The sequence below is a fragment of the Pontibacter sp. E15-1 genome (assembly GCF_022601975.1).
Lineage (GTDB): Bacteria > Bacteroidota > Bacteroidia > Cytophagales > Hymenobacteraceae > Pontibacter.
This window is the reverse complement of record NZ_JAKVIR010000015.1, coordinates 50,658-75,589: the sequence shown is the minus strand read 5'-3', so window position 1 is coordinate 75,589 and position 24,932 is coordinate 50,658. Positions and strand designations below refer to the sequence as shown.

Sequence of the window (24,932 nt, the reverse complement as noted above, 5' to 3'; positions counted from 1 at the left end):
GTATGGCTGATTATCAAATCAAAGAAAATCCGAAGAAGTACGATGCTGTGATTGTGGGCTCTGGTGCCGGGGGCGGTATGGCGGCCTACGTGCTGGCCAAGGCTGGCCTGAAGGTCTGCCTCCTCGAGGCGGGTGCCATGTATGACCCCGCCACAGACTCGGCGCAGTTAAAGAACCCCTGGGAGTCGCCGCGGAGAGGGGCCAGCACCAAGTTCAGGCCCTTCGGCGACTTTGACGGGTGCTACTGGGGCTGGGAGATAGACGGCGAGCCCTATACCAAAGCCCCTGGCACCGAGTGGGACTGGTGGCGCGCGCGCATGCTGGGCGGCAGAACCAACCACTGGGGCCGCATCTCGCTCCGCTTCGGCCCCAAGGACTTCAAGCACAAAAGCATTGACGGCCTCGGCGAGGACTGGCCTATCGGGTATGAAGACGTAAAACCCTACTACGATAAGGTAGACCGGCTGATCGGCGTGTTCGGCACGAACGAGGGTATGGAGAATGAGCCCGACGGTATCTTCCTGCCTCCGCCGCTGCCACGCCTGCACGAGCTGATGCTCAAGAAAGCCGCCACCGGTATCGGTGTGCCGGTTATACCCTCCCGCTTATCCATCCTAACCAAAAAAATAAACGACGAGCGCGGCCAGTGCTTCTACTGTGCGCAGTGCGGGCGAAGCTGCAAGGTATACGCCGATTTCTCCTCCTCTTCCTGCCTGGTGAAGCCTGCCATGGAAACCGGCAACCTGGATGTGCTGCCCCATGCGATGGTGCGCGAGGTGATCACGAATGCCGATGGGCTGGCCACGGGAGTATCCTACGTAGACACGCTGGACATGAAGGATTACCAGATAAACGGCCGGGTGGTGATCTTGGCCGCCAGCGCCTGCGAGAGCGCCCGCCTGCTGCTCAACTCCGTGTCGAGGCGGCACCCGAACGGCGTGGCCAACTCCAGCGATGTGGTAGGCAAGTACCTGCACGACTCGACCGGTGCCTCCGTGAGCGGTGTGCTGCCGCACCTGATGGGCCGCAAGCGGTATAACGAGGACGGCGTGGGCGGCATGCACGTGTACTCGCCCTGGTGGCTGGACAACAAGAAACTGGACTTTCCGAGAGGATATCATATTGAGTACTGGGGAGGTATGCAACAGCCGGCCTATGGCTTCGGCTGGGGTATAGAAAAAGCGAACGGCAAGATGCAGGCGCATGGCAAAACCAAAGAGGCAGGCGGCTACGGCAAGTCGCTGAAGGAGGACTACCGCTTTATGTATGGCGCGGGCGTCGGGATGGCAGGCCGCGGCGAGGCCATCGCCTTCGAGAGCAATTACTGCGAGATCGACCCGACCGTGGTAGACAAGTATGGCATACCGGTGCTGCGCTTCAACGTGAAGTACTCGGACTATGAAATCAACCAGGCCAAACACATGAACACCACGTTCAAGGAGATACTGCACGAGATGGGCGCCGTGATCACCTCGGGCGGCGACGCCGGTCCGCACAACAACTGGGGGCTGGCGGCTCCCGGCAAAATCATACATGAGGCGGGCACCGTGCGCATGGGCAACGACCCGAAGAAATCGGCGCTGAACAAGTGGAGCCAGGCCCACGACTGCAAGAACCTGTTCTGCGTGGATGGCGGCCAGTTTGTGTCGCAGGGCGACAAGAACATCACCTGGACCATTCTCGCGCTGTCGATGCGGGCGTCGGAGTATATCATTGATGAGATGAAAAAGCAGAACCTTTAAACCAATCGGTTAACGCAAAAGCATATGGACAGAAGAGAATCATTGAAAGCCATTGTGGTCGGCACGGTTTCCTCGGCCTTACTTTTAGAAGGCTGCGACACCCGAACCAGCGATGGCCAGGAGGCGGCAGAAGTAGCCGAGGTTGTTGAGTCTGGTGGTGAGGCTGCGGGCCGCATGCCCGAGGAGGTCGAGCGGCTGAAGCTGATCAGGTCGAAGCAATTCTTCACCAAACCGGAGCTGGCCACCATCACGGTGCTCTCCGATATCATCATCCCGAAGGACGAGGTGAGTGGGAGCGCGTCGGAGGCGGGCGTGCCGGACTTCATCGAGTTTATCGTGAAAGACAAGCCTGAGCACCAGACCCCCATGCGCAGCGGCCTGAAGTGGCTGGACATCCAGTGCCTGAACCGCTACGAGCGCTCCTTCGTGGATTGCAGTGAGAAGCAGCAACTGGAAATGGTGGACGCCATCGCCTACCCCGAAAGGGCAAAACCGGAGATGAAGAAAGGCGTGGCCTTCTTTAACCTGATGCGCAACCTGACGGCAACGGGCTTCTTTACCTCCGAGATGGGCGTGAAAGACATCGGCTACGAGGGCAACCGCCCCAACCAATGGAAAGGCGTGCCAGCGGACGTGCTGAAGCAACACAACCTGGCCTATACCGAAAAGGAGTTGCGCGAGTGCGTGAAATTTGAGAACAACGCTTAGTCTTAAAAATCACGCATTGAACCTAGCGCGCCGCGTGCGCTTACAGCGTCATGTCGTGGTATAGCGTGGTGTCCGGGTCCAGGGTAACTGCTGTGTCTGCTTCTATACCAGAGCCTGCCTCTGTCTGGTTTGCTGGTGGCGTTTCTGTTGTGGTATCACTTTCCTGGCTGTTGCAGGCAGTTAGGAGAGGGAACGCAATTACCACTAAAGCGAAGGTCATCGTCTTTTTCATGTGCAGTTTGTTTTATATATATTGGAAAGAGCTGCTTACTCCCTGCTCATACGATATCCAGTATCCTGTAGCCAATCTTCAAAAGCAAACATTTATACCCTGCCGCAGAAAGCAGGGCAGTTTCATTCAAGTCGATCAGGAATTAAGCTACCTGTCATTCTGTAAAGAAACTTGGTAGAAACTGAGGGGCCCTTATCCTCGGGAGGTTAAGCTGATGCTACTAGCTACCAAGATCCTTTCAGGATGACAAAAATGGGAGAGTAAAACGGCCCACGTAAAGTAAGGAGGTATAGATGAAGGTTTGAGGTATAAAAGTAAGGCGGCTGCTCCATCTGGAGCAGCCGCCTTACTTTTATAGTCGAATCTGTGTTTAGATGATATCGCTTACAAGCGCAGGAGCTATACCTAACAAGATGGTCAGGACAGTGATGAAAATCAGCATGAAGGAGGCAAAGCCACCCACTTCGATGCGCTCCAGGTTCTCGGCCGGGTGCATGTACATGGCAATCACCACGCGGAAGTAGTAGTAGATACCCACGGCAGCCAGCACTACGGCAACTACCACAAGCCATACCATGTTGGCATCCTGCAGCACCGCCGCAAACACGAAAAACTTCGCGAAGAAACCGGCGGTTAGCGGTATACCTGCCAGCGAGCACATCGATACCGTCATGGCGAAAGCCAGCAGCGGATTCGTTTTGCCCAGCCCGTTAAACGACTCGTATACCTCACCGCCACGCTGTGTCTTTACCATGTTCAGCACACCAAAGGCTGCCACGGTAGCCGTAGAGTAAGCCAGTGAGTAGAACAGGATAGAGGAGTCAGAGTTTTCATTGAAGGCAACCAGCGCCATCAGCAGGTAACCAGCGTGCGAGATGCTGGAGTAAGCCAGCATGCGCTTCACGCTTGTCTGCACCACGGCGCCGATGTTGCCCACTACCAGCGTCAGCGTCGTGATGGCGATCAGCGTTGGGAACCAGGTAGGGTATGCGGCGGCGAAGGCCGCTGCCATCAGTTTATAGAAAGCCGCTACACCCGCTGTCTTCACCACCGTCGACATGAACGAGGTGAAGAAGGTAGGAGAACCCTCATACACGTCCGGGGTCCAGAAGTGGAAAGGGGCAGCCGATATTTTGAACGAGATACCGATGATCACCATCAGCAAACCAAGCAGGAACATCGCGCTCATCACGCCGTCCGTCGCCGCCGAAGCCGCGCCAATCTCGGTGATGTTGAAGGTGCCGGTTGCGCCGTAGATCAGCACGATGCCGAAAAGCAGGATACCGGTGAAGAAAGCACCCATCAGGAAATACTTCAGAGCAGCCTCGTTAGAGCGCAGGCTCTTCTTGTCGCTACCGGCCAGCACATACATGGCGATGGAAAGGATTTCGATGCCCACAAACAGCATCAGCATGTTCTCGTAGCTCACCATCATCACGGCGCCCACCAGCGAGAACAGCAGCAGCGAGTAGAACTCGGCCAGGTTTTCGTCGCCCTCATCAACGTAGCGCTGCGAGAAAGGGATCAGCAAAATCGTGGTCAGCACCATGATGCCCGTGAACGCCACCGCATAATTGTCGATGGTGAGCATGTTGTTGAAGTAGCTCTGGGTATCGTTCCAGCTAAACAGGTTTGCGCCAAACACCACCGCCAGAAACAGCAGCGCCAGTGGCAGCAAGATCTTCCTGGAGTTCGCAAAACCGATGAAGAGGTTGAGGACGCCGAAGAAGGAGAGAAGTATGATCGAAGTCATGTCGTCGTGTTTCCTGTAAAAATCTTTTTCTAAATCTTGGCCGCTTAGCGGTTAATGATGTTCAGCAATTGGCCTACGGCAGGTTCCGAGATGCTCAGGAACGTGTTCGGGAACAAGCCGATCCAGAACACCATGATCACCAACGGGATCAGCACGGCCTTCTCGCTCATGGTCAGGTCCGCAAACACCTCCGTCTCCGGAGACTTCGGCCCGAACATCACGCCCTGAAACATGCGCAGCATATAGACCGCACCCAGAATGATGGTTAAGCCAGCGGCAGCGCCAAACCAGGCGTTATACTGGAACACACCCGACAGCAGCAGGAACTCACCCACAAAGCCGTTGGTCAGCGGCAAGGCCACCGAACCCAGCAGCAGAATCATGAAGAAGATGGAGAGGGCAGGGGTTGTCTGGGTGATACCACCCAGGCTGGTGATCTCGCGCGTGTTGGTGCGGCTGTAAATAATGTCGATGATGAAGAAGAGACCCACCACGTTGATACCGTGACTCAGCATCTGGATCACACCGCCCTGCAAACCCTGCTCGTTCAGGGTGAAGATACCGGCGGCGATCAAGCCAACGTGTGCGATGGACGAATAGGCGATCAGGCGCTTCAGGTCGCGTTGGCGGATGGCGATGATGGAGGCGTATACAATGCCGATGATAGACAGCACCAGTACCAGCTCCGTCCACTGGCTCACGCCCAATGGCACCACAGGCAGCAACCAGCGCAGCACACCGTAGATACCCATCTTCAGCATGATACCCGAAAGGAGCATGGTTGCCTGCGCAGGCGACTCGGTATAGGTGTCTGGTTGCCAGGTATGGAACGGGAACACTGGCATCTTGATGGCAAAGGCGATGAACAGGAACCAGAAGATCCAGCTCTGCGACTCGCTTGAAAGATCCAGGTTATAGAAAGCGGTCAGCTCCGAAGAGTGGCTTCCGGGTGTTTGCAGGTACAGGTATACAAAAGCGGCCAGCATGAACAGCGATCCGAAGATGGTATACACGAAGAACTTAAAGGTAACCGGGATCCTACGGGCACCGCCCCAGATGGCAGCGATAAAGTACACCGGAATCAGGGCCATCTCCCAGAAGAAGTAGAACAAAAAGGCGTCCAGCGCCACGAAAACGCCGATCAGGCCCGTCTGCATAAACAGGATCAGGGCGTAGAATACATTCGCGTTCTTATACTCGTGCTTGAAAGAGGAAAGCACAATAAGCGGCACCAGGAAGGTGGTCAGCAGCACCATCAGGAGGCTGATGCCATCCATACCGATCGTGAAGCTAATGCCTGCGCTCGCTACCCAGGGGAAGGAAAGCCCCGCCTGGATCATGCCGCTGTCTGTGTTAAAACCAGTGTATGCGACCAGGGATATGGCAAATTCAATAAGTGCCGCCACCAAAGCCACTGTTCTGGCAGTTTGCCCTTTCAGGAGCAACACAAGCAGTGCAGCCAGGGCAGGCCAGAAAAGTAATAGAGCTGTAATCATCTTCTAAGAACCTTATCCGATAAAGAAGTTTAAAAATAGAATCAGCACGATGCTGAACACCATCACGAGCACATAGAAGCTAATGACACCGCTCTGCGCATACCGCAGCGTGCGGCCGCTTTGCATCGCCAGTTTACCGAAGCCGTTCACCACGCCGTCTACCAGCACCGTATCCACGAAGCGGTATAAAACGGTGGATAGCCACATAACCGGGCGCACAATAATGGCATTGTATAGTTCGTCGATGTAATACTTGTGGTAGATGAGGTTGTGCACCGGAGAAAGGCGCTCGCCCTCTGCGGCCGGCACTGTCTTTTTGCTCACATACATCACGTAGGCGATGATGGCGGCAATCACGGCCACGGCAACAGAAAGACCCATCAGCATATACTCCGTGGCATGGTCGATCTGCGGAGCCTCCAGCGCTGCCGGGTTAGCCAGTCGCGCGAAGTCATAAAGCGGAGCCAGGTAGTTGCCCAGCACATGCTCTGCGCCAAACACTTCCGGTATACCCAGGAAACCACCGATCGTAGAGAGCACTGCCAGCACGATCAACGGGATCGTCATGGAGGCAGGCGACTCGTGCAGGTGGTGGCGCTGCTCCTCGGTGCCCCGGAAGGTTCCGAAGAAGGTCAGGAACACCAGGCGGAACATGTAGAAAGAGGTCATGAAAGAGGCCAGCATACCCAGCGCCCACATCAGCTTGCTGTGCTCATACACATGCGCCAGCAGTTCGTCTTTCGAGAAGAAACCGGCGAACGGCGGTATACCGGAAATCGCCAGCGTACCGATTAGGAAGGTAAGGAACGTGATCGGGAGGTATTTGCGCAGGCCACCCATCTTGCGGATATCCTGCTCGTTGCTCATGGCATGGATCACAGAACCAGCGCCCAGGAACAACAGTGCCTTAAAGAAAGCGTGTGTGAGCACGTGGAAAAGCGAAGAAGAGAAGGCCATCACACCCAGCGCGAGGAACATATACCCAAGCTGCGAAACCGTGGAGTAAGCCAGCACCTTCTTGATGTCGTTTTGCGCCAGGCCGATGGTAGCGGCCACCAAGGCAGTCACCACACCCACCACCGCAATCACCTCGAGGGTAGTCGGGGCCAGCACGAACAGTACGTTTGAGCGCACCACCATATAGATACCCGCCGTCACCATGGTAGCGGCGTGAATCAGGGCCGAAACTGGCGTAGGGCCAGCCATCGCGTCCGGGAGCCAGGTAAACAGCGGAATCTGCGCGCTCTTACCCATCGCGCCCACAAACAGGAGCAGGGTAATCGTGATCATCACGGTAGAATCCACGCCTCCGGCATACTGCGCGGCGGCGGCAAACACCATCGGGTAGCTCACGCTGCCGAAGGTGATAAAGATCATGAAAATGCCCAGCAGGAAGCCCAGGTCACCAATGCGGTTCATCACAAAGGCCTTCTTGGCGGCATCGTTGTAGCTGGTGTTCTTGTTCCAGAAGCCGATCAGGAGGTATGAGCAAAGCCCCACGCCTTCCCAGCCCACAAACATCAGCACGTAGTTAGAGCCCATCACCAGCAGCAGCATCGAGAACATGAACAGGTTGATGAAGGCGAAGAACTTGCCGAAATTCTCATCGTGGCTCATATACCCGGCCGAGTACAGGTGTATGAAGAAGCCGATACCGGTCACCATCAGCATCATGAACAGCGTCAGCTGGTCGATGAGGAAGGAGAAGCCGATCTGCATGTCGCCCACTGAGATCCAGTTGTAGAAATCGACGGTATAGGCGCGGCTGCCGTTGGCGGTAAAGTCGAGGAAAAGGTAGATGGAAATGAGGAAGGAGGCCAGCACGGTGCCGCACCCGATCAAACTAACCAGCCCTTTCGCCAGTTTTCTGTTGCCCAAGCCGTTCAGCATGAAACCCAGCAGGGGCAGCACCGGAACGAGCAGACAGAGTAGTGCCATGGCTTGGTTGTTACTCGGCATTACAATCTCTTGCATCTGTATATATGTTATATAATATAAGCTGTTGCGTTGATAAAAATGGGGGCTGTTACCACTTCAGGTAGTTCAGCAGTTGCACGTCCGTAGAGCGGATGTTACGGTATGTCATCACGATGATCGCGAGCCCGACGCATACCTCGGCGGCGGCCACGGCCATAATGAAAAACACAAAAACCTGTGCGGAGGCGTCGGCGCGGTAAGCGGAGAGTGCCGTCAGCAACAGGTTCACAGCGTTCAGCATCAGTTCCACGCACATAAAGATCACGATGGCGTTGCGGCGGGTAAGCACCCCGATGACACCGATGGCGAAAAGCGCTGTGCTGAAAAAAAGGTAATATTCAAGGGGAATGGTTCTGATAACCTCAGGTATCTGGTTCATTTTCTGTGGGCCTGACCGTATTGCTGATTAAGTACTATGCTTTAAACGAAGCCGTAAAGTTATCCTCAATTTTCAAATAAACATAACATAATTTGAATCTTCTTTGGAGCGGAGGCGGTGGGTTGGGGCCGCTGTTTCAACGGTTTTCGGGGATTCGGGCAGTGTCCGGAGGGCTCATTTTTGTGCTTCCGGAATTGGTTTTATACTTCGGCGGAGGGTTTGCGTAGTTAAGGATAATTTTGAAAAAAGACCTTATGACGCTCTCCAAGACATTGCGCTATGTACCACTGGCCCTGCTGGCCCTTTTCGCCTGCAAATCCGAACCGCCTGTCGCCTCGCGGCTGGCCACCGCCGAAGCCCGCATGCAACAGCTTCAGCTTTCGGCCACAGTGCAGCAGCAGAAATCATACCCCAGGCTGCCTTCGGCCTCCGGCATCGAGCTGCTGGACAGCACCTATTACGTAGTGGGTGATGACGCGCCGTATGTATACCTCCTGGATGGGCAGTTTAATCAGACCGGCAAAATCGCGCTGTTCGACACTGCAGACTTTGCCACGGGCCGCATCCCCAAAGCCGTGAAACCTGACCTGGAGAGCATAGCGCACTTCACCTACGGCCGCGCCCACATGCTCCTGATCCCCGGCTCAGGCTCGGGGCCGAAGCGCAACCGGGCTTTCCTGGTGAACCTGACCGATAAGAAGTACGTGGAGGAACTGGATTTCACCCGCTTTTATACCTTCCTGAAGCGGGTGCTGCGCCTGGAGGCCGACGGTGAGCTAAACCTGGAGGGCTTCGCGATGGACAACACCTATACTTATATGTTGCAACGGGCGCTGGGCACCTCCACCAACGTGCTGCTCCGGTTTGATACCCAGGATTTCAAGCGATTCATTTTCGGGAAAGGAGACCTTCCGGCGGTGGCTGTGTACCATTTTGCGCTGCCAGCGGTTGGAGGGTATAAAACCGGCTTCTCTGGCGCCTTTGCCCTGGAGGACAAACTTTTCTTCACCGCATCGGCAGAGGACACGCCCAACGCGGTGGCAGATGGCGAGGTGCTCGGCAGTATCGTCGGCGTGATTGACCTGAACGCGCTGCCATACGCCACCCGTGCCGCCAGCCCGCTACAGGTGCCTGCCGTGCAATTCATGAACCCGGATGGCACGGTTTACAAAGGAAAGGCCGAGTCGCTGGTGGTAAAAGCAGGCGCTGCCGAGGGTATGTATGAGGTGGTCGTGGTGTCAGACGACGACGCAGGCGGCTCCGGCCTATTGACGTTGCAGCTGGAGCTGAAGTTGTAGGGACAGGTCGCGACCTGTCCAATCGTTCCCGAATACACCTGTCCAATCGTTCCCGAATACACCTGTCCAATCGTTCCCGAATACACCTGTCCAATCGTTCCCGGAAACATTTATGGGAACTATGATTTATAGGATTAATGGATGAACAGGATGAAAGCCATGCATGCTTCCTGCATAGGCCGATGCGCGGACAGGTCGCGACCTGTCCCTACGAAGGGGGTATAAAAAAGCGCCTGCACAGGGTATGTGCAGGCGCTTTTGGTATGTATAAAACAGTGTTTCTTAGAAATGCTGCTCGCCGGCTTCTTTCTTGCCGAGCATCACGGCACCCACCATCGCTACCAGGAACAGCACCGAGGCTAGCTCAAACGGCAGCAGGTATTCTGTAAATAGTACCTTACCGAGACTCTCCACCATACCTATCTGCGAATTGTAGGTTTCGGGGTCGTAGCCCGCGATTTTAGAGTCTTTCAGGGCTGCGATCATCACCACAAAAAGCAGACCGCCAGCCAGTGTACCGGCAATTTTGCTCAGGGTGGAAGTTTTTACGTGCTGCTCGGATTCCTTGCCCATGTTCAGGAACATGATCACGAACAGGAAAAGCACCATAATCGCACCAGCATACACGATGATATTCACGGCGGCCAGGAACTGCGCGTTCAGCAGGATGTAGTGGCCGGAGATGGTGAAGAAGGTAATGATCAGGAACAGCACGCTGTGTACCGGGTTTTTGGAGATTACCACCATCAGGGCGCACAGCAGCGTCAGCGAAGCAAGGAAAAAGAACAGGCTTGTCATCGGGTTATTTTGTTTCAGTCGTCTTTAACGGCTCCACCAATCGGTCTTTGCCATATATGAATTCGTCGCGCTCGAAGCGGGCAGGGGCTAGCTTGTCGTCCTGCAGGAAGATGGCTGCTTTCGGGCAGGCTTCCTCACAGAGGCCGCAGAAGATGCAGCGCAGCATGTTCACCTCATACGTCACTGCGTATTTCTCCTCGCGGTACAGGTGCTCTTCTCCGGCCTTTCGCTCTCCGGCCGTCATCGTGATGGCCTCAGCAGGGCAGGCCACGGCGCACAGGCCACAGGCCGTGCAGCGTTCCGCACCCGTATCGTCGCGCTTCAGCACGTGCAGGCCACGCCATACGTCGCTCCGCTCGCGGGTTTGCTCGGGATATTGTACGGTTGCCTTCTTCTTGAAAAAGTGCTTCAGCGTGATGCCAAGTCCCTGGGCGATAGCAGGAAGGTAGGCGCGCTCTGCGAACGTCATCTCCTTCTTCTCTACTTGCTTTCTTCTATTGGATAGTGGTTCCATGTGTCTCAGCTTTTGATTGTTGCCAGTGTCGGCTGCTGCATTAACAGCGAAACGGGGGGCAACATTCAGGTAAAGGTTAAAATAAGTATTCTTTCAGCAGAATTCCGCCGCCTGTCAGGATAATGTTCAGGATTGCGAGCGGAATCAGGATCTGCCAGCCCAGTTTCATCAACTGGTCGTAGCGGAAACGCGGCAAGGTCCAGCGCACCCACATAAAGAAGAAGATGAACAGGAAGATTTTCGCGAACATCACGCCCACACCCACCATGGTCACCACGTTGTTGGCCAGCACCGGGTCGCTGATGGCCTCGCGCAGGTTCTCCATGAACGGGAAGTTGTAGGCGCCGAAGTATAGCGTCGCCATCACGGCAGAGGCCACGAAGATGTTGATATACTCGGCAAACAGGTACATACCCAGTTTCATCGAGCCATACTCGGTATGGTACCCACCGATCAGCTCTGCCTCAGACTCTGGTAAGTCGAACGGGGTACGGTTGGTCTCGGCAAAGGCACACACCAGAAAGATCACAAAGCCAAGCGGCTGATACCAGATGTTCCAGTTGAAGCCCGCCTGCTGCGCCGCGATCTCGCGAAGCGAAAGCGAGCCCGTCAGCATAAGCACCGCGATCAGCGAAAGGCCCATGGCCAGTTCGTAGCTGATGTTCTGCGAAGCCGCACGGATAGCACCCAGCAGCGAGAACTTGTTGTTAGAAGCCCAGCCACCGATCATCAGGCCATACACGCCCAGCGAAACGACGCCGAACACATAGAGCACGCCGATGTTTACCTCAATGGCCTGCAAAAATATCTCACGGCCACCTACTATCAGCATATCGCCAAACGGAATAACCGCACTCGACATGGTAGCCACCAGCATGGCAATGCCCGGACCGATAACGAACAGCGCCTTGTTTGATTTGGCAGGTATAAAATCCTCTTTGAAGAAGAGTTTTCCGGCGTCGGCCAGCGGCTGCAGCAAGCCTGCGGGGCCAGCGCGGTTCGGGCCTACGCGGTCCTGGATAAAGGCCGCTATCTTGCGCTCGAAATAAGTGGAGTACGTCGCTATCAGCAAAGTGATACCGAAAATCACCAGAATGTATATTCCTTTATATAGTAGGTCTACTGACTCCATATGTTATTCCTGCGGAAGGTTTTTCTTGGTAGATACTGGTAAGTTGGGTACGATCGGCACGTTCAGGACCGGCAACTCGTAGTGGTTAGCCGAGATCACAGAGCTGCTGTCGATATGGCGCGGGCCTTCGATTGTCCAGTCGCTTGTCTCTTTCTTGTCGAAGCGGCAGGTATTGCAGATAAACTCCTCTACCTCGTTGTACTGATCCTTGCGGGCCGTTACGCGCAGTACTTCCTCGCCACGCGTCCAAAGCGTTACTTTGCCGGAGCAGGTAGGGCAGTCGCGGTGCGCATCCAACGGCTTGGTGAACCACACGCGGTTCTTAAAGCGCCATGTCTTGTCTGTCAGGGCACCTACCGGGCACACATCGATCACGTTTCCGGAGAACTCATTGTCCACCATGTTCTCGATGTACGTTCCGATCTCCGCCGCATCGCCACGCCCCAGCACACCGTGCACGCGCTCCGGCGTCAGTTGGTCGGCAGTGTACACGCAGCGGTAGCAAAGGATGCAGCGCGTCATGTGCAACTGAATGTATGGGCCCAGATCCACTTTGTTGAAGGTGCGGCGCTCTTCCTCGTAGCGGGTAGCGCTCACGCCGTGCTCATACGAAAGGTCCTGCAAGCTGCACTCACCGGCCTGGTCGCACACAGGGCAATCCAGTGGGTGGTTGATCAGCAGCATTTCCACGATGCTCTTGCGGGCGTTCAGCACATCCTCGTTAGTGGAGTTCTCCACCACCATGCCGTCCTGCACCTGCGTGATGCACGAGGCAACCAGCTTGGGCATGGGGCGGGTGTCTCGTGCAGAGCCTTGCGTTACTTTAACCAGGCACACGCGGCATTTGCCACCGCTGCCTTTCAGCGGCCCGTAATAACACATGGCAGGCGGCACCACCTTGCCTCCGATTTGTCTTGCGGCCTGCAGGATGGTAGTTCCGTCTTCTACCTCTATCTCAATGCCGTCAATTGTTACTTTAGCCATTATTTCGTTGTTCGTTTTTCGTTGTTCGTTTTTCGCGGGGAAACCGAACAAGGAACAGTTAATGCTATACTTGTTTAGTCTTTTCTGTCATCCTGTGGGCTCTAAGCAAAGCTTATTAGGAGGTGACACTAAAAGAGAATCTCGATTATAGTTGACGAAGACCAACTTTTAAAAAGTCTTGTGTCTAACGTCTTGCTACCTGTGTCTCTTTTAAGCCGTTACCGTATCCAGTTGGCCTCTGTACACCGCACCTGGGGCAGTTGCCTCTTTCGGGTGCTTGATGTGCCACTCAAACTCATCACGGAAGTGACGGATGGCGGCAGCTACCGGCCAGGCGGCGGCATCGCCTAATGGGCAAATCGTGTTGCCCTCGATCTGCTTGGCAACGCTCACTAACAGGTCGATGTCCTGCTGATGGCCGTGGCCGTGCTCGATGCGGTGCAATACTTTCTCCATCCAGCCGGTACCCTCACGGCATGGGCTACACTGGCCGCACGACTCATGGTGATAGAAACGGGAGTAGTTCCAGGTGTTGCGCACAATGCACTGCTGGTCGTCGAACACGATGAATGCGCCGGAGCCCATCATCGAGCCGCTTACAAAGCCACCATCGGAAAGCGATTCGTATGTCATCAGGCGGTTCTCGCCTTCAGCTGTTTTCAGGATCAGGTTGGCAGGCAGAATCGGCACAGAAGAACCTCCCGGCACCACGGCCTTCAGTTGTCTTCCTTTCCAGATACCGCCGCAGTACTCGTCAGAGTAGATAAACTCCTCCACCGGCACACCCAGTTCGATTTCGTATACCCCTGGGTTGTTGATGTTACCGCTGGCAGAAATCAGTTTGGTGCCTGTGCTGCGACCTATACCTACTTTGGCATACTCCGCACCGCCGTTGTTCACAATCCAGGGCACCGAAGAGATGGTCTCGACGTTGTTCACCACGGTCGGGCTCTGGAAAAGGCCTTTCACCGCCGGGAACGGAGGCTTGTTGCGTGGGTTTCCGCGCTTGCCCTCCAACGATTCCAGCAAAGCAGTTTCCTCACCGCAGATGTAAGCACCGCCACCTGGGGCTACATGCAGGTCCAGGTCGTAGCCCGAGCCCAGGATGTTTTTGCCCAGCAAACCGGCAGCGTAGGCCTCCGCGATCGCTTTCTCCAAGATGCGCAGCACGAACATCAGCTCTCCACGGATGTAGATGTATGAAGTATTGGCACCCAGCGCGTAGCTAGACGTGATCATACCCTCGATCAGGCCGTGCGGGTTTTTCTCCATGTACCAGCGGTCCTTGAAGGTGCCCGGCTCCGACTCGTCGGCGTTGCAAACCAGGTAACGCGGAACGCCCTCTGGCTTGGCCAGGAAACTCCACTTCATACCCGCCGGGAAGCCAGCGCCACCACGGCCACGCAGGCCAGAGGTTTTCACTTCTTCCACCACCTCATCCGGAGACATCGTTTTCAGGGCTTTCTCTACAGACTTGTAGCCGCCGTGCTTACGGTATACCTCCAGCGTTTCGATGCCGGGTATGTTTATATGTTCGGTTAATATTTTAAGTCCCATTGTAGCAGGATGTATAGCTTTGCAGATTTTACGCTGCCTGTTGTGTCAATTTATAATTTTAAGCCCTTGCCGGTGTTTTCACCGGCAAGTAGTTCGTTGCCAACTTGTTGTTGTTGGTGATAACACCAACAACGGTATTAAGAGAAGCGAGGCGACTTTCGTTGTGGCTGTTTTATCCAACCACCCCCGACCCCTCCTTATCCAAGGAGGGGAGTTGCTCTGGTATGAGATAACTGCTCTCCCTGGTCTCTTTTCTTAGGCTGAACCTTTGTCAGGATTACTTGGCCCAGGTTGGGATTTCGTGTTCCGTCTGGCGCATAGTTGCCAGGAACTCGTCCACGCGGGCCTCGCTGTCGAGGTTCTCGTAGAACAGCTCGCGCACCTGCAGCATCGGGCCGGTGCCGCAAGAGGCAAGGCACTCCACAGGCTTCAGCGTGAACATGCCGTCGGCCGATGTCTCGCCTTCCTCAATGTTCAGCTTGCGCTTCAATGTGTCGATCAGCTCGTCGGCGCCGCGCAGGCAGCAAGGACCGGTGCGGCATACCTCCAGCACGTGCTTTCCAACCGGCTTCAGGTTGAACATGGTATAGAAAGTAGCCACCTCATATACCTCGATCGGCTGTATGTTCAGGATTTCGGCAATTTTGTCCATCGCCTCAGGGCTTACCCAACCGCCCAACTCAGCCTGCGCAATGTGCAGGAGAGGGAGCAGGGCAGACTTCTGACGCCCTTCTGGGTAGTGGCTGATGTAGCGCTGCATTTCGGCCAGGGCCGCATCAGAAAACTTCACTTCGTCTTGTATCATCTTATCAGTTAACAAGTAACAGTTAACAGGAATTTTACAGTTATCAATTAACAGTTACCAGTAATCAATCTTCGCTCTCGTTTTCAGTATTCAAGTTGTGTTAACTGATTACTGATAATTGGTCACTGATTATTGTTCACTGTTCTAGGCGTCCAGCTCGCCAGCGATCACGTTCAGGCTGCTCAGCGTCAGGATGGCGTCAGCCAGCTGTCCGCCCACGATCATCTCGGTATAAGCCTGGTAGTAGATAAAGCAGGGGCGGCGGAAGTGCAGGCGGTATGGCGTGCGGCCCCCGTCGCTGATCAGGTAGAAGCCCAGTTCGCCGTTTCCGCCTTCCACGCTGTGGTACACCTCGCCAACCGGAATGTCTGCCTCACCCATCACAATCTTGAAGTGATAGATCAGAGCCTCCATGCTGGTGTATACCTGCTGCTTTGGCGGCAGGTAATAATGCGGGGCATCGGCGTGGTAGGAGCCTTCGGGCAGGTTTTTATAGGCCTGCTCAATGATCTTTAAACTCTCCCATACCTCAGCGTTGCGCACCAGGAAGCGGTCGTAGGTGTCGCCTTTGGTACCAACCGGAATTTCAAACTCAAAGTCTTCGTAAGACGAGTATGGGTTCATCACGCGCACATCGTAGTCTACACCGGCGGCGCGCAGGTTCGGGCCTGTGAAGCCGTAGTTGAGGGCACGCTCCGCGGAGATGGCGCCCACATCGATGGTTCTGTCCATGAAGATGCGGTTACGCGTCATCATTTTCTCAAACTCCGCCCATACCTTCGGGAAGCGCTTCAGGAACTCGTCGATCAGGTGCAGGGCTTTTGGCGACAAATCGCGCTCCATACCTCCGATGCGACCCATATTAGTGGTCAGTCGGGCACCGCATACCTCCTCATATATATCGTAGATGTGCTCGCGCTCCTGCATCACGTACAGGAAGCCCGTGAAGGCACCGGAGTCCACACCCAGGATCGAGTTACAGATCAGGTGATCCGAGATACGGGCCAGCTCCATCATGATCACGCGGATATACTGCGCGCGCTTCGGGATGGTGATGCCGAGCAGCTTCTCCACCGTCATGTGGTATCCCATGTTGTTGATGGGGGAGGAGCAGTAGTTCATGCGGTCGGTGAGCGGCGTGATCTGGTAGAACGGGCGTCGCTCCGCTATTTTCTCGAAGGCACGGTGTATATAGCCGATCGTCGGAACAGCGTCCATGATCTTCTCGCCATCCATTTGCAGGATGTTCTGGAAGATACCGTGCGTGGCCGGGTGCGTCGGGCCCAGGTTCAGCGTGGTGAGGACCTGCTCTTCCTTCAGGGCAAGTCCATGGTCCTGGCGGAATTGCTCCAGTTCGGTGAGTGCTGCGGTTTTATTTTCAGTAGCCATGCTATGTATACATTGTTATGAGCCGCCTTTTTCCCACGTATTCCGGGGTGGCGGCAGATTGGCTTAACGCCCGAAAAACGTGTCTATCTTGTCTTCCCGTGTCAGGTCCTCCAGCGGGTACTGCTTCAGCATCGGGTGGTACTCCATCTCGTCGATGTTGAGGATGCGCGTCAGGTTCGGGTGACCGGTGAAGATGATGCCGTAGAAGTCGAACGTCTCGCGCTCCATCCAGTTAGAGGTAGCGTAGATGTTCGTCAGGGTCGGCATCACAGGGTCTCCGATCGGGAAGAACACCTTCAGGCGGATGCGGAAGTTATGGCGCAGGCTGTGCAACTGGTACATCACGCACAGCTCCTTGTCCTTCTGGTGAGGGAAGTGGATGCCGCACAGGGTGGTGAGGAAGCGGATCTGCAGCTCCTCATCGTCGTACAGGTACTGGATCAGGTCGATGATCGTCTCACGGTTGGTGGTGAGCGTCATGATGCCATCCGGGTTAAAAGCGTCACGGACGTTGTCTTCCCCAAACTTACTGATGATTTTGCCGAGTACGTTTTCGTTGGTAAGCTCCATTTGCTTATTTAATGTTGTAAGAGGCTAAAAGGGCCTGGTACTCCGGAGAGTTGCGGCGGCGCAGCGATTCGTTCTCTGCCAAATCCTGTACCCGCATCAGGCCGTCCAGGATCTGCTCAGGGCGTGGCGGGCAGCCCGGCACGTATACATCTACCGGCACTACGCGGTCGATGCCCTGCAGCACAGAGTAGGTGTCGAAGATGCCGCCGGAAGAGGCGCATGCCCCCACGGCTATTACCCAGCGCGGCTCGGCCATCTGCTCGTATACCTGCTTCACCACGGGCCCCATTTTCTTGGCAATCGTTCCCATCACCATCAGGATGTCTGCCTGGCGTGGGGAGAAGCTCGGTCGCTCCGAACCGAAGCGTGAAATATCATAGTTGGAGCCCATGGTGGCCATGTACTCGATGCCGCAGCAAGAGGTGGCAAACGGCAAGGGCCACAGCGAGTGCTTGCGGGCCAGACCAATCACCTTCTCAAAAGATGTGGCGAAGAAACCTGCACCAGACACACCATCAGGCGCATCTACTAAATTGATATCGTTAATTGAATCGCTCATTTTAAGGATGTTTTGTTTTTACAAGTGTAGGCGGCTGATGCCCAGTAGTGGAACACCGGTGCACTTGCAAAAGTTTAAAGCCCTATTCCCACTTCAGGATGCCTTTTTTGATCACGTAGAAGAAGCCCGCCAGCAGCAGGCCCATAAACACGAGCATCTGCAGGAAACCCTCCAGGCCGAAGCTGCGGAAGTTTACCGCCCACGGATAGAGGAATATAATCTCCACGTCGAACAGCACGAAGAGGATGGCCGTCATGAAGTACTTATAGGAGATTGGCGTGCGGGCGTCGCCCACCGACTCGATGCCGCTTTCCCAGGCGGCGCCTTTCACGGCACTGTCGCGCTTGGGGCCCAGCAAGTGTGTGAGCGTGAGCGCGAAAATCACGAAGCCAAGGGCGGCTGCAAACTGGATGAGAATGGGTAGGTAATCAGATGGTACATACTGATCCACAGTTGGTTCCATAATGCGGTGGTCCTTTTGTAAAAGTAAGGAACAAAATTAGGTATAAATAGCCAACAATCAAAAGCATAAATCTATAGTAGATAATGCATTTAATCAGGTGTGTGCAAGCAATCCCGGAGCGAAAGGTGGCAACCTTTGGCTGGCAGCAAAAACAAAGCGGCCATGCTCCTCTCAGAACATGGCCGCTTTACAATATATAACGTCAGAAACTTACTTGTTCTCGCCCAGGAAAGGGTAGCGGTAATCTACCGGCGGATTGAACGTTTCCTTGATCGAGCGGGCCGATACCCAGCGCAGCATGTTCAGCATAGAGCCGGCCTTGTCGTTGGTGCCAGAGGCGCGCGCGCCGCCAAACGGCTGCTGGCCCACCACGGCGCCTGTCGGCTTGTCGTTGATGTAGAAGTTACCGGCCGCGTTCTGCAGCTTGTTGGCCGCATACTCTATAAAGTAACGGTCCTGGCTGAAGATAGCGCCTGTCAGGGCGTAAGGGGAGGTGGAGTTCACCAGTTGCAGCGTTTCGTCAGCATTGTGCTCATCGTATACATACACCGTGATCACCGGCCCGAAGATCTCCTCGCACATGGTCACGTAGCTCGGGTTGTGCGCCAGCAGCACGGTTGGCTCAATAAAGTAGCCCTTCGACTTGTCGTGGCCGCCGCCCGCGATCAGCTCCACTTCGTTGCTGTCCTTGGCGTTGTCGATGTACCGGGCAATCTTGTCAAACGACTTCTCGTCGATCACCGCGTTGATGAAGTTGGAGAAATCCTCCGGAGGACCCATCTTGATCGACTTGAGGTCCTCGATCACGAAGTTTTTCACGTCTTCCCACAGGTTGCTCGGGATGTAGGCGCGCGAAGCGGCGGAGCATTTCTGGCCCTGGAACTCAAACGCGCCGCGCGTGATGGCCGTGGCCAGCGTCTTGGCATCCGTGGTTCTGTGCGCAAAGATAAAGTCCTTGCCGCCTGTCTCGCCCACAATGCGCGGGTATGATCTGTACTTGTGGATGTTGTTTCCGATGGTCTTCCAGATGTTCTGGAAAACGCCCGTGCTGCCCGTAAAGTGGATACCGGCAAAGTCAGGGTGGTTGAACACGATATCGCCCGTTGTCGGGCCGTCCACATACACCAGGTTGATCACGCCTTCCGGCAAACCAGCTTCCTGCAACAGCTCCATGATCATGTGCGCCGCATAAATCTGCGTGTGCGCCGGTTTCCATACCACCACGTTGCCCATCATGGCGGCAGAGGTTGGCAGGTTGCCCGCGATAGCCGTGAAGTTGAACGGGGTCAGAGCGAACACGAAGCCTTCCAGCGGACGGTGCTCGGTGCGGTTCCATACCCCCGGAGAAGACTCCGGCTGCATGCGGTAAATGTCGGTGGCGTACTGCACGTTAAAACGCAGGAAGTCCACCAGCTCGCAGGCTGAGTCGATCTCGGCCTGGTAAGCGTTCTTCGACTGGCCCAGCATGGTGGCCGCGTTCAGTCGTGCTCTCCAGGGGCCGGCCAACAGGTCGGCGGCTTTCAGGAAAATGCTCACGCGATGTTCCCAGGCCATATCGGCCCACATCTCGCGTGCGGCAAGGGCCGCGTTAATGGCTTGTTCCACGTGGGACGCGTCGCCTTCGCTGAAATGCCCCAGGATGTGCTGGTGGTCGTGAGGCTGCAGCATCGGCTGCTTGTTGTCGGTAAACACGCGGTCGCCGCCAATATACATGGGCACGTCCAGCTGCTTCGACTTTAGATCTTTGTAGGTGCGGAGTAGCTCGTCCTTTTCTGGGGAGCCCGGCGCGTAAGATAATACTGGTTCGTTAGTGGGAGTAGGTACTTTGAAGAATCCGGTTGCCATGCGTTTATAATTGTGATTATAAATATGAATAAGGTATTCCTGAAGGCGCTGCAAAACAACGGCCCTTCTAAACAAAGGTACAGGATTTTCCCCGGAAAAGCCTCATCCGAGGGCCGGTTCCGGGCCCGTGGCTTGCGCGTGACTCCTGCAGAAGAGGGCCGTTTGCGCCGGATGCCATCGGGGAAAATCATACCCCTGCAGCACAGGAAAGGCGGCTGCGTGGCTGTTACAGATAAATGCCGCACATAACTCCATGTTTGTTGTTCAGACAACCTTTTGGGGCCCAGATGCCGTAAAAGCCTTCCCTGCCGATTTGTATGGCAGGCATGAAACAACTCCATTATGAAAAACAGAAACAGAACATACGTAAAACTGATGCTGGCCCTGGCACTTGGTTTCTCTTTTGCCGCCGAGGCAACCAATTATACCATGGGCAAGCACCAGCCCACCCTAACGCTACAGGCAGACGAAAGCGTGACGCAATGGCAAAGAGAGCTCCTGGGAGACTACGCAGACATCCAATCGCTGACAGCCCTCAACCTGCGGCAGGCATACATCACGCTGCTGGAAAACGTGCGGGAGAAAAAGGGAGCCTGGGACGACCAGGACTGGAACAAGGCCCAGGCCGTGATCAACAAGCTGGACGCCCGGAAGAACAAGCTGGAGAAAAGACTCGGCCTGGACGACAAAGCCAAAATCAAGCTGCTGCAGGGAGAACTACGGGCACTGGAAACCGCTGCTGACGCAAAAGACTAAGCATAAGACTACCTCAAAAAAAAGCCCGGTGCTATACCCAAACAAGGTATGGCACCGGGCTTTTTTAGGTATGGATTGGGCTTTTGCTATGTGGATTCGCTGCTCTTTCTTTCGCTGTTCTGGATTTTTTTTCGTTCGCTGTTCTGGATTTCTTAATCCAGAACTAAGCCTGCCGGGGATTTCCTAATCCCCGTGTTCCATTAAACGGGGATTAGGAAATCCCCGGCAGGAAACTTTCGGGCTGGGAAGCCCGAAAGAGCAATTTACGGGAGCAGTTTCAGGTATACTATGCAACACATCTACTCTTTTCTGGGTCTCCATCCTTGAGACCACCAGCTAAGTGAGATCATTTACAAAAACTGCTTCAGCTCGCTGAGGCAGGAGATTTCGTGTGTCGGCTTGGGGCTGCGTTTCTGGCTGTGCTTCTCGGGGTTAAAGAATACCTGGTCGATACCGGCCTGGCGGGCGCCCTCGATGTCGCACTCGTAGTTGTCGCCTACCATCAGGCACTCGTCCGGCGTCACGTTAATGCGTTCCAGCAGGTGCTCAAACATGCGGCGGTCAGGCTTTTTGAAGCCACACGACTCCGACGTGATCACCTCCCGGAAATAGCCGTGCAGGTTGGATGCGCTCATTTTGATGTGCTGCACCTCCCGGAAGCCATTGGTGATGATGTGCAGGCCGTACTTTGGCTGCAGGTACTCCAGCACCTCGTAGGCATAGGGGAACACGGCCGTTTTGGTGGGGCACTGATCCGTATAGGCCTCCGCAATGCCCACCGGTATTTCGTGCGGCTCCAGGCCAAGCCCCGTCAGGGTTTTCACGAAGCGGCCCTCGCGCAGCTCCGCCTGCTTGATGCGGCCTTTGTTGTAGAGGTCCCAGAGGCGCACGTTCACAAACTTGTACTTCTTATAAAAGGAGTGGCTGTCGAACTTGCCGAAGCTGCCCAGGTCAAACTGCTCGTACAAGGCAAAGAGGGTTTCTTCGGAGTTTTTCTCAAAGTCCCAGAGGGTATGGTCGAGATCGAAGAAAATATGGGTATAGGTTTTCATGCGGGGATACTGAAATAAAGCGGTTTGAAAATCATCCTTTGCGCTGCAAAAATGAAATTTAAACAAGCTCCGGGAGTAGGTGAAACGCGCAGGGGCAACGGATGTTTTAGAAATTACCGTGTTTAGCCAGCGAGCGGAGAAGGTATTGGCCGAAGCCGGGCAATATATAAAGTGCCGCTAAGTTATAGGGAGAGCCGCACGAACGCTACTGGGCCGTCCAGCGGCGCGTCTGCAGTTTGTTCACGGCCAGCTCGCGGTTAGAGAACAGGATCTGGTATACCTCGTTGTCTTTCTGCAGCGCGGCGTCGCGCTCCATATACGAGAGTATCTGGCTGATAAAGTCTGCGGCCTCGTCTTTCACGGCATAAAACACCCACTGGTCCATCTTGCGCGGCGCTACCAGGCCCGCGTTACGCAGGTAGGAGAGGTGGCGCGAGGTTTTCGTCTGCGTAAAGTCGAGCACCTGCTCCAGGTCAGAGGTGCACATTTCCTTGTGGTGCAGGATCAGGTGAAGGATGCGGAGTCGTGACTCGTCGGCGAGGGCCTTCAGGACCTGCTCACCAAAAGAAAGACTGAAATGCTTAAGTCTCATAAATAAGGGGGCAACAGAACAAATTTAGGTAAAAGCTGTCAGTATAAAAGATAAATATAGTATAATTGTAACACATGGATTTTTCTGAATACACGTTTCTTCTTCGCGCACAGCCCCTGAAAAGGCTCTTGCTGCCACTGCTGGGCCTCTTGCTGCTGCTCGTATCCGCCCCGGAGCAGGCGGCGGCGCAACAGCAGAAGCGTGTGGTGCAGTTGTCGGGGTTCGTGGCCACCGGCGACAGCCTGTATGGCGTGACGGGCGTGAGCATCTTTGTGCCGGGTAGCAGCCGGGGCACCCAGTCCAACGAATACGGCTTTTTCTCGGTGCCCGTGCTGGCCGGCGACAGCGTGCTGTTCAGCGCCATTGGCTTTAAGCGGCAGTACCTGATCATCCCGAAGACCTATAGCAGCCAGAGTTACTCCATTATCATGCAGCTGCAGGAGGACCCGACCGAGCTCCCGACCGTGGACGTGTTTCCGTGGGCCACCGAGCGCGACTTCAGGGAGGCCGTCGCCAACGTGAAGCTGCCCGACGAGGGCCGGGCCATTGCCATGCGCAACCTGGACCCCGAGCGGCTGGAGGAGCTTTTCAAGTCGACCCCCATGGACGGCAGCGGCAACTTCAAGCACAGCATGCAGCAACAGCGGCAGCTGCAGCAGAACAGGTACATGATCCAGACCGGCATCAGCCCCTTCGCCATCCCGGCGCTCATCAAATCCATCATCAACGGCGATTTCAAGCAGAAGTAGCCCCGAAGCCTTCGGCTGATCTTTCTTCTATACCTCGGTTTTGCCCTTATTCCAGACGAATTGGCGGTACGCTGCCTTTGGGTAGTTGGCCGGGGTATGGGCTTGCAGGTAACCTAGCTGTATGGGTTTCGTTATTGCCGAGTGTAACTGTGCGTTTGCGGCCTCTGATATGATGAGGCCTCCCTGCCAGAGGGGCCACGGTTACAGACACCCTAAGTACAGAAAACAATGCTCAGAGAGGATCAGTTATCACTTAACATACCCGCCGCCACTAAGCCACGCGTCGTAATTGTCGGGGGAGGCTTCGGCGGCCTGAACCTGGCCAAGAAACTCAGCAACAAGGATTTCCAGGTGGTTATGTTCGACCGCCAGAACTACCACGGGTTCTGGCCGCTGCTCTACCAGGTGGCCACCGCCGGGCTGGAGCCCGATGCCATCGCCGAGCCCCTGCGCAAAATCTTCGGTAGCGACGATTACCAGGATTTCCATTTCCGGCTGGTGAAGGTAAAGGGCATCGACCCCACCACCAAAACCGTGCATACCCTCATCGGCGACATGCATTACGATTACCTGGTGGTGGCCACGGGCACCAAGTCCAACTACTTTGGCAACGACCAGATCAAGAAATACTCCTTCCCGCTCAAGCAGATACCGGATGCCCTGAACCTGCGGAGCCAGTTGCTCCAGTCGTTTGAGCAGGCCAGTATGACCAAAAACCCCGAGATCAGGCAGAGCCTGCTGAACATCGTGATTGTGGGCGGCGGGCCGACCGGCGTGGAACTGGCGGGTGCGCTGGCGGAGATGCGGCAACATGTGCTGCCTACCGACTACCCGGGGCTGGACTTTAGCCAGATGAACATCTACCTGGTGGAGGGCCTGGACCGGGTGCTGCCGCCCATGTCGGCAGAGGCAAGCGTCAAGACGAAGAAGTACCTCGAGGAGATGGACATCATCATCAAACTGAACACGCTGGTGGAGTCGTATGACGGGAATGTGGCTACCCTGAAAAACGGGGACCAGATCCGGACGCAGACCCTGATTTGGGCCGCCGGGGTGTCTGGTGCCCTGATAGACGGTATGCCCCAGGAGTCTGTGGAAAGGGGGCGCATTCTGGTGAACCAGTATAACCAGGTGCAGGGGGTAGAGGATGTGTATGCCATCGGCGACATTGCGCTCATGAAATCGGAGGAGTTCCCCAAGGGGCACCCCGGTGTGGCACAGCCCGCCATACAGCAGGGGCAGCTGCTGGCCAAAAACCTCGACAGGCTGGTGCGCAACGAGCCGCTGGAGCCGTTCAAGTACTTCGACAAGGGCTCGCTGGCCATCATCGGCCGCAACCGCGCTGTGGCAGACCTGCCCGGAAACAAGACCATTGGCGGCTTCTTTGCCTGGGCCATCTGGCTGTTTGTGCACATCGCCTACCTGGTCGGCTTCCGCAACAAGCTGGTCGTGGTCAGCAACTGGCTCTACCGCTTCTTCACCTACGAGCGTGGCACGCGCCTCATCATCCGCCCCTTCGTCCGGAAAGGCGACCGCGTGAAGCGCAAGTTCTTCGATCAGTATGACACCGATGCCTGAGAAA

Annotated in this window: 25 protein-coding genes; 7 read left to right on the top strand and 18 right to left on the bottom strand. The window is 55.4% G+C overall.

What is annotated here, in order from left to right; translation table 11 throughout:
* Positions 1-2: 2 nt before the first annotated feature.
* On the top strand, positions 3-1,742 hold the full coding sequence (locus tag MKJ04_RS12095; RefSeq protein WP_241641901.1) for a GMC family oxidoreductase: 1,740 nt from the start codon (positions 3-5) through the stop codon (positions 1,740-1,742).
* Between the two features lie 24 nt (positions 1,743-1,766).
* A complete protein-coding gene (locus MKJ04_RS12090) occupies positions 1,767-2,450 on the top strand; it encodes a gluconate 2-dehydrogenase subunit 3 family protein (RefSeq protein WP_241641900.1) in 684 nt (227 codons plus the stop codon).
* A 40-nt stretch (positions 2,451-2,490) separates the two neighbouring features.
* Here the strand turns inward: MKJ04_RS12090 and MKJ04_RS12085 are convergent, their stop codons facing one another.
* The 5 genes from MKJ04_RS12085 to nuoK all read right to left on the bottom strand — a co-directional run bounded on the left by MKJ04_RS12085 (position 2,491) and on the right by nuoK (position 8,287).
* Positions 2,491-2,682, bottom strand: coding sequence for a hypothetical protein (locus tag MKJ04_RS12085; RefSeq protein WP_241641899.1), 192 nt, complete (start codon positions 2,680-2,682; stop codon positions 2,491-2,493).
* A 370-nt stretch (positions 2,683-3,052) separates the two neighbouring features.
* Positions 3,053-4,435: an NADH-quinone oxidoreductase subunit N gene (locus tag MKJ04_RS12080; protein ID WP_241641898.1), complete on the bottom strand. Its 1,383-nt coding sequence runs from the start codon at positions 4,433-4,435 to the stop codon at positions 3,053-3,055.
* Between the two features lie 44 nt (positions 4,436-4,479).
* Positions 4,480-5,931 (bottom strand): NuoM family protein, encoded by a 1,452-nt coding sequence (locus MKJ04_RS12075; protein ID WP_241641897.1) that lies wholly within the window; start codon positions 5,929-5,931, stop codon positions 4,480-4,482.
* 12 nt (positions 5,932-5,943) lie between these two features.
* Positions 5,944-7,869 carry an NADH-quinone oxidoreductase subunit L gene (nuoL, locus tag MKJ04_RS12070; RefSeq protein ID WP_241641896.1) on the bottom strand — a complete coding sequence of 642 codons (1,926 nt, stop codon included), beginning with the start codon at positions 7,867-7,869 and terminating at the stop codon, positions 5,944-5,946.
* Between the two features lie 88 nt (positions 7,870-7,957).
* Positions 7,958-8,287 carry an NADH-quinone oxidoreductase subunit NuoK gene (gene nuoK, locus MKJ04_RS12065; protein ID WP_241641895.1) on the bottom strand — a complete coding sequence of 110 codons (330 nt, stop codon included), beginning with the start codon at positions 8,285-8,287 and terminating at the stop codon, positions 7,958-7,960.
* Between the two features lie 239 nt (positions 8,288-8,526).
* Here nuoK and MKJ04_RS12060 point away from each other — a divergent pair, with 239 nt between their 5' ends.
* Positions 8,527-9,585 carry a DUF6929 family protein gene (locus MKJ04_RS12060; RefSeq protein ID WP_241641894.1) on the top strand — a complete coding sequence of 353 codons (1,059 nt, stop codon included), beginning with the start codon at positions 8,527-8,529 and terminating at the stop codon, positions 9,583-9,585.
* 282 nt (positions 9,586-9,867) lie between these two features.
* Here the strand turns inward: MKJ04_RS12060 and MKJ04_RS12055 are convergent, their stop codons facing one another.
* The 11 genes from MKJ04_RS12055 to pruA all read right to left on the bottom strand — a co-directional run bounded on the left by MKJ04_RS12055 (position 9,868) and on the right by pruA (position 20,201).
* Entirely contained in the window at positions 9,868-10,383 is a 516-nt protein-coding gene (locus tag MKJ04_RS12055) for an NADH-quinone oxidoreductase subunit J (RefSeq protein ID WP_241641893.1), read from the bottom strand.
* A 4-nt stretch (positions 10,384-10,387) separates the two neighbouring features.
* A complete protein-coding gene (locus MKJ04_RS12050) occupies positions 10,388-10,897 on the bottom strand; it encodes a NuoI/complex I 23 kDa subunit family protein (RefSeq protein ID WP_241641892.1) in 510 nt (169 codons plus the stop codon).
* Positions 10,898-10,973: 76 nt separating this feature from the next.
* Positions 10,974-12,029 carry an NADH-quinone oxidoreductase subunit NuoH gene (nuoH, locus tag MKJ04_RS12045; RefSeq protein WP_241641891.1) on the bottom strand — a complete coding sequence of 352 codons (1,056 nt, stop codon included), beginning with the start codon at positions 12,027-12,029 and terminating at the stop codon, positions 10,974-10,976.
* 3 nt (positions 12,030-12,032) lie between these two features.
* A complete protein-coding gene (locus MKJ04_RS12040) occupies positions 12,033-13,013 on the bottom strand; it encodes a 2Fe-2S iron-sulfur cluster-binding protein (RefSeq protein ID WP_241641890.1) in 981 nt (326 codons plus the stop codon).
* 210 nt (positions 13,014-13,223) lie between these two features.
* On the bottom strand, positions 13,224-14,570 hold the full coding sequence (gene nuoF, locus MKJ04_RS12035) for an NADH-quinone oxidoreductase subunit NuoF (RefSeq protein WP_241641889.1): 1,347 nt from the start codon (positions 14,568-14,570) through the stop codon (positions 13,224-13,226).
* Between the two features lie 277 nt (positions 14,571-14,847).
* Positions 14,848-15,375 (bottom strand): complex I 24 kDa subunit family protein, encoded by a 528-nt coding sequence (gene nuoE, locus MKJ04_RS12030; RefSeq protein ID WP_241641888.1) that lies wholly within the window; start codon positions 15,373-15,375, stop codon positions 14,848-14,850.
* Between the two features lie 144 nt (positions 15,376-15,519).
* Complete coding sequence (gene nuoD, locus MKJ04_RS12025; RefSeq protein WP_241641887.1) at positions 15,520-16,764, bottom strand: NADH dehydrogenase (quinone) subunit D; 1,245 nt, start codon at positions 16,762-16,764, stop codon at positions 15,520-15,522.
* Positions 16,765-16,827: 63 nt separating this feature from the next.
* Positions 16,828-17,334 carry an NADH-quinone oxidoreductase subunit C gene (locus tag MKJ04_RS12020; protein WP_241641886.1) on the bottom strand — a complete coding sequence of 169 codons (507 nt, stop codon included), beginning with the start codon at positions 17,332-17,334 and terminating at the stop codon, positions 16,828-16,830.
* Positions 17,335-17,338: 4 nt separating this feature from the next.
* Positions 17,339-17,893, bottom strand: coding sequence for an NADH-quinone oxidoreductase subunit B (locus MKJ04_RS12015; protein ID WP_241641885.1), 555 nt, complete (start codon positions 17,891-17,893; stop codon positions 17,339-17,341).
* Positions 17,894-17,975: 82 nt separating this feature from the next.
* Entirely contained in the window at positions 17,976-18,356 is a 381-nt protein-coding gene (locus MKJ04_RS12010; RefSeq protein ID WP_241641884.1) for an NADH-quinone oxidoreductase subunit A, read from the bottom strand.
* Positions 18,357-18,566: 210 nt separating this feature from the next.
* On the bottom strand, positions 18,567-20,201 hold the full coding sequence (pruA, locus tag MKJ04_RS12005; RefSeq protein WP_241641883.1) for an L-glutamate gamma-semialdehyde dehydrogenase: 1,635 nt from the start codon (positions 20,199-20,201) through the stop codon (positions 18,567-18,569).
* Positions 20,202-20,225: 24 nt separating this feature from the next.
* Between pruA and MKJ04_RS12000 the strand changes: the two genes are divergently transcribed.
* On the top strand, positions 20,226-20,450 hold the full coding sequence (locus MKJ04_RS12000; protein ID WP_241641882.1) for a hypothetical protein: 225 nt from the start codon (positions 20,226-20,228) through the stop codon (positions 20,448-20,450).
* A gap of 93 nt (positions 20,451-20,543) precedes the next feature.
* Positions 20,544-20,957, top strand: a complete 414-nt coding sequence (locus tag MKJ04_RS11995; RefSeq protein ID WP_241641881.1) for a hypothetical protein — start codon at positions 20,544-20,546, stop codon at positions 20,955-20,957.
* A 350-nt stretch (positions 20,958-21,307) separates the two neighbouring features.
* Here the strand turns inward: MKJ04_RS11995 and MKJ04_RS11990 are convergent, their stop codons facing one another.
* Together MKJ04_RS11990 and MKJ04_RS11985 are read right to left on the bottom strand one after the other, a co-directional pair.
* Complete coding sequence (locus tag MKJ04_RS11990; RefSeq protein ID WP_241641880.1) at positions 21,308-22,009, bottom strand: YjjG family noncanonical pyrimidine nucleotidase; 702 nt, start codon at positions 22,007-22,009, stop codon at positions 21,308-21,310.
* A gap of 205 nt (positions 22,010-22,214) precedes the next feature.
* Positions 22,215-22,601: an ArsR/SmtB family transcription factor gene (locus MKJ04_RS11985; RefSeq protein ID WP_241641879.1), complete on the bottom strand. Its 387-nt coding sequence runs from the start codon at positions 22,599-22,601 to the stop codon at positions 22,215-22,217.
* Between the two features lie 74 nt (positions 22,602-22,675).
* Here MKJ04_RS11985 and MKJ04_RS11980 point away from each other — a divergent pair, with 74 nt between their 5' ends.
* Positions 22,676-23,350 (top strand): carboxypeptidase-like regulatory domain-containing protein, encoded by a 675-nt coding sequence (locus MKJ04_RS11980; RefSeq protein WP_241641878.1) that lies wholly within the window; start codon positions 22,676-22,678, stop codon positions 23,348-23,350.
* 228 nt (positions 23,351-23,578) lie between these two features.
* Positions 23,579-24,928: an NAD(P)/FAD-dependent oxidoreductase gene (locus MKJ04_RS11975; RefSeq protein ID WP_241641877.1), complete on the top strand. Its 1,350-nt coding sequence runs from the start codon at positions 23,579-23,581 to the stop codon at positions 24,926-24,928.
* The last annotated feature ends 4 nt before the right edge of the window (positions 24,929-24,932 follow it).

Bases quoted from the DNA above. Each gene is read 5' to 3' on its own strand.
- nuoL (WP_241641896.1), bottom strand. From the start codon at position 7,869: ATGGCACTACTCTGTCTGCTCGTTCCGGTGCTGCCCCTGCTGGGTTTC.
- MKJ04_RS11975 (WP_241641877.1), top strand. From the start codon at position 23,579: ATGCTCAGAGAGGATCAGTTATCACTTAACATACCCGCCGCCACTAAG.
- MKJ04_RS12000 (WP_241641882.1), top strand. From the start codon at position 20,226: ATGAATAAGGTATTCCTGAAGGCGCTGCAAAACAACGGCCCTTCTAAA.
- MKJ04_RS12040 (WP_241641890.1), bottom strand. From the start codon at position 13,013: ATGGCTAAAGTAACAATTGACGGCATTGAGATAGAGGTAGAAGACGGA.
- MKJ04_RS12085 (WP_241641899.1), bottom strand. From the start codon at position 2,682: ATGAAAAAGACGATGACCTTCGCTTTAGTGGTAATTGCGTTCCCTCTC.
- MKJ04_RS12010 (WP_241641884.1), bottom strand. From the start codon at position 18,356: ATGGAACCAACTGTGGATCAGTATGTACCATCTGATTACCTACCCATT.
- MKJ04_RS12090 (WP_241641900.1), top strand. From the start codon at position 1,767: ATGGACAGAAGAGAATCATTGAAAGCCATTGTGGTCGGCACGGTTTCC.
- nuoK (WP_241641895.1), bottom strand. From the start codon at position 8,287: ATGAACCAGATACCTGAGGTTATCAGAACCATTCCCCTTGAATATTAC.
- MKJ04_RS11990 (WP_241641880.1), bottom strand. From the start codon at position 22,009: ATGAAAACCTATACCCATATTTTCTTCGATCTCGACCATACCCTCTGG.
- MKJ04_RS11995 (WP_241641881.1), top strand. From the start codon at position 20,544: ATGAAAAACAGAAACAGAACATACGTAAAACTGATGCTGGCCCTGGCA.
- MKJ04_RS12050 (WP_241641892.1), bottom strand. From the start codon at position 10,897: ATGGAACCACTATCCAATAGAAGAAAGCAAGTAGAGAAGAAGGAGATG.
- pruA (WP_241641883.1), bottom strand. From the start codon at position 20,201: ATGGCAACCGGATTCTTCAAAGTACCTACTCCCACTAACGAACCAGTA.
- MKJ04_RS12080 (WP_241641898.1), bottom strand. From the start codon at position 4,435: ATGACTTCGATCATACTTCTCTCCTTCTTCGGCGTCCTCAACCTCTTC.
- nuoD (WP_241641887.1), bottom strand. From the start codon at position 16,764: ATGGCTACTGAAAATAAAACCGCAGCACTCACCGAACTGGAGCAATTC.
- MKJ04_RS11980 (WP_241641878.1), top strand. From the start codon at position 22,676: ATGGATTTTTCTGAATACACGTTTCTTCTTCGCGCACAGCCCCTGAAA.
- MKJ04_RS11985 (WP_241641879.1), bottom strand. From the start codon at position 22,601: ATGAGACTTAAGCATTTCAGTCTTTCTTTTGGTGAGCAGGTCCTGAAG.
- nuoF (WP_241641889.1), bottom strand. From the start codon at position 14,570: ATGGGACTTAAAATATTAACCGAACATATAAACATACCCGGCATCGAA.
- MKJ04_RS12055 (WP_241641893.1), bottom strand. From the start codon at position 10,383: ATGACAAGCCTGTTCTTTTTCCTTGCTTCGCTGACGCTGCTGTGCGCC.
- MKJ04_RS12015 (WP_241641885.1), bottom strand. From the start codon at position 17,893: ATGAGCGATTCAATTAACGATATCAATTTAGTAGATGCGCCTGATGGT.
- nuoH (WP_241641891.1), bottom strand. From the start codon at position 12,029: ATGGAGTCAGTAGACCTACTATATAAAGGAATATACATTCTGGTGATT.
- nuoE (WP_241641888.1), bottom strand. From the start codon at position 15,375: ATGATACAAGACGAAGTGAAGTTTTCTGATGCGGCCCTGGCCGAAATG.
- MKJ04_RS12095 (WP_241641901.1), top strand. From the start codon at position 3: ATGGCTGATTATCAAATCAAAGAAAATCCGAAGAAGTACGATGCTGTG.
- MKJ04_RS12075 (WP_241641897.1), bottom strand. From the start codon at position 5,931: ATGATTACAGCTCTATTACTTTTCTGGCCTGCCCTGGCTGCACTGCTT.
- MKJ04_RS12020 (WP_241641886.1), bottom strand. From the start codon at position 17,334: ATGGAGCTTACCAACGAAAACGTACTCGGCAAAATCATCAGTAAGTTT.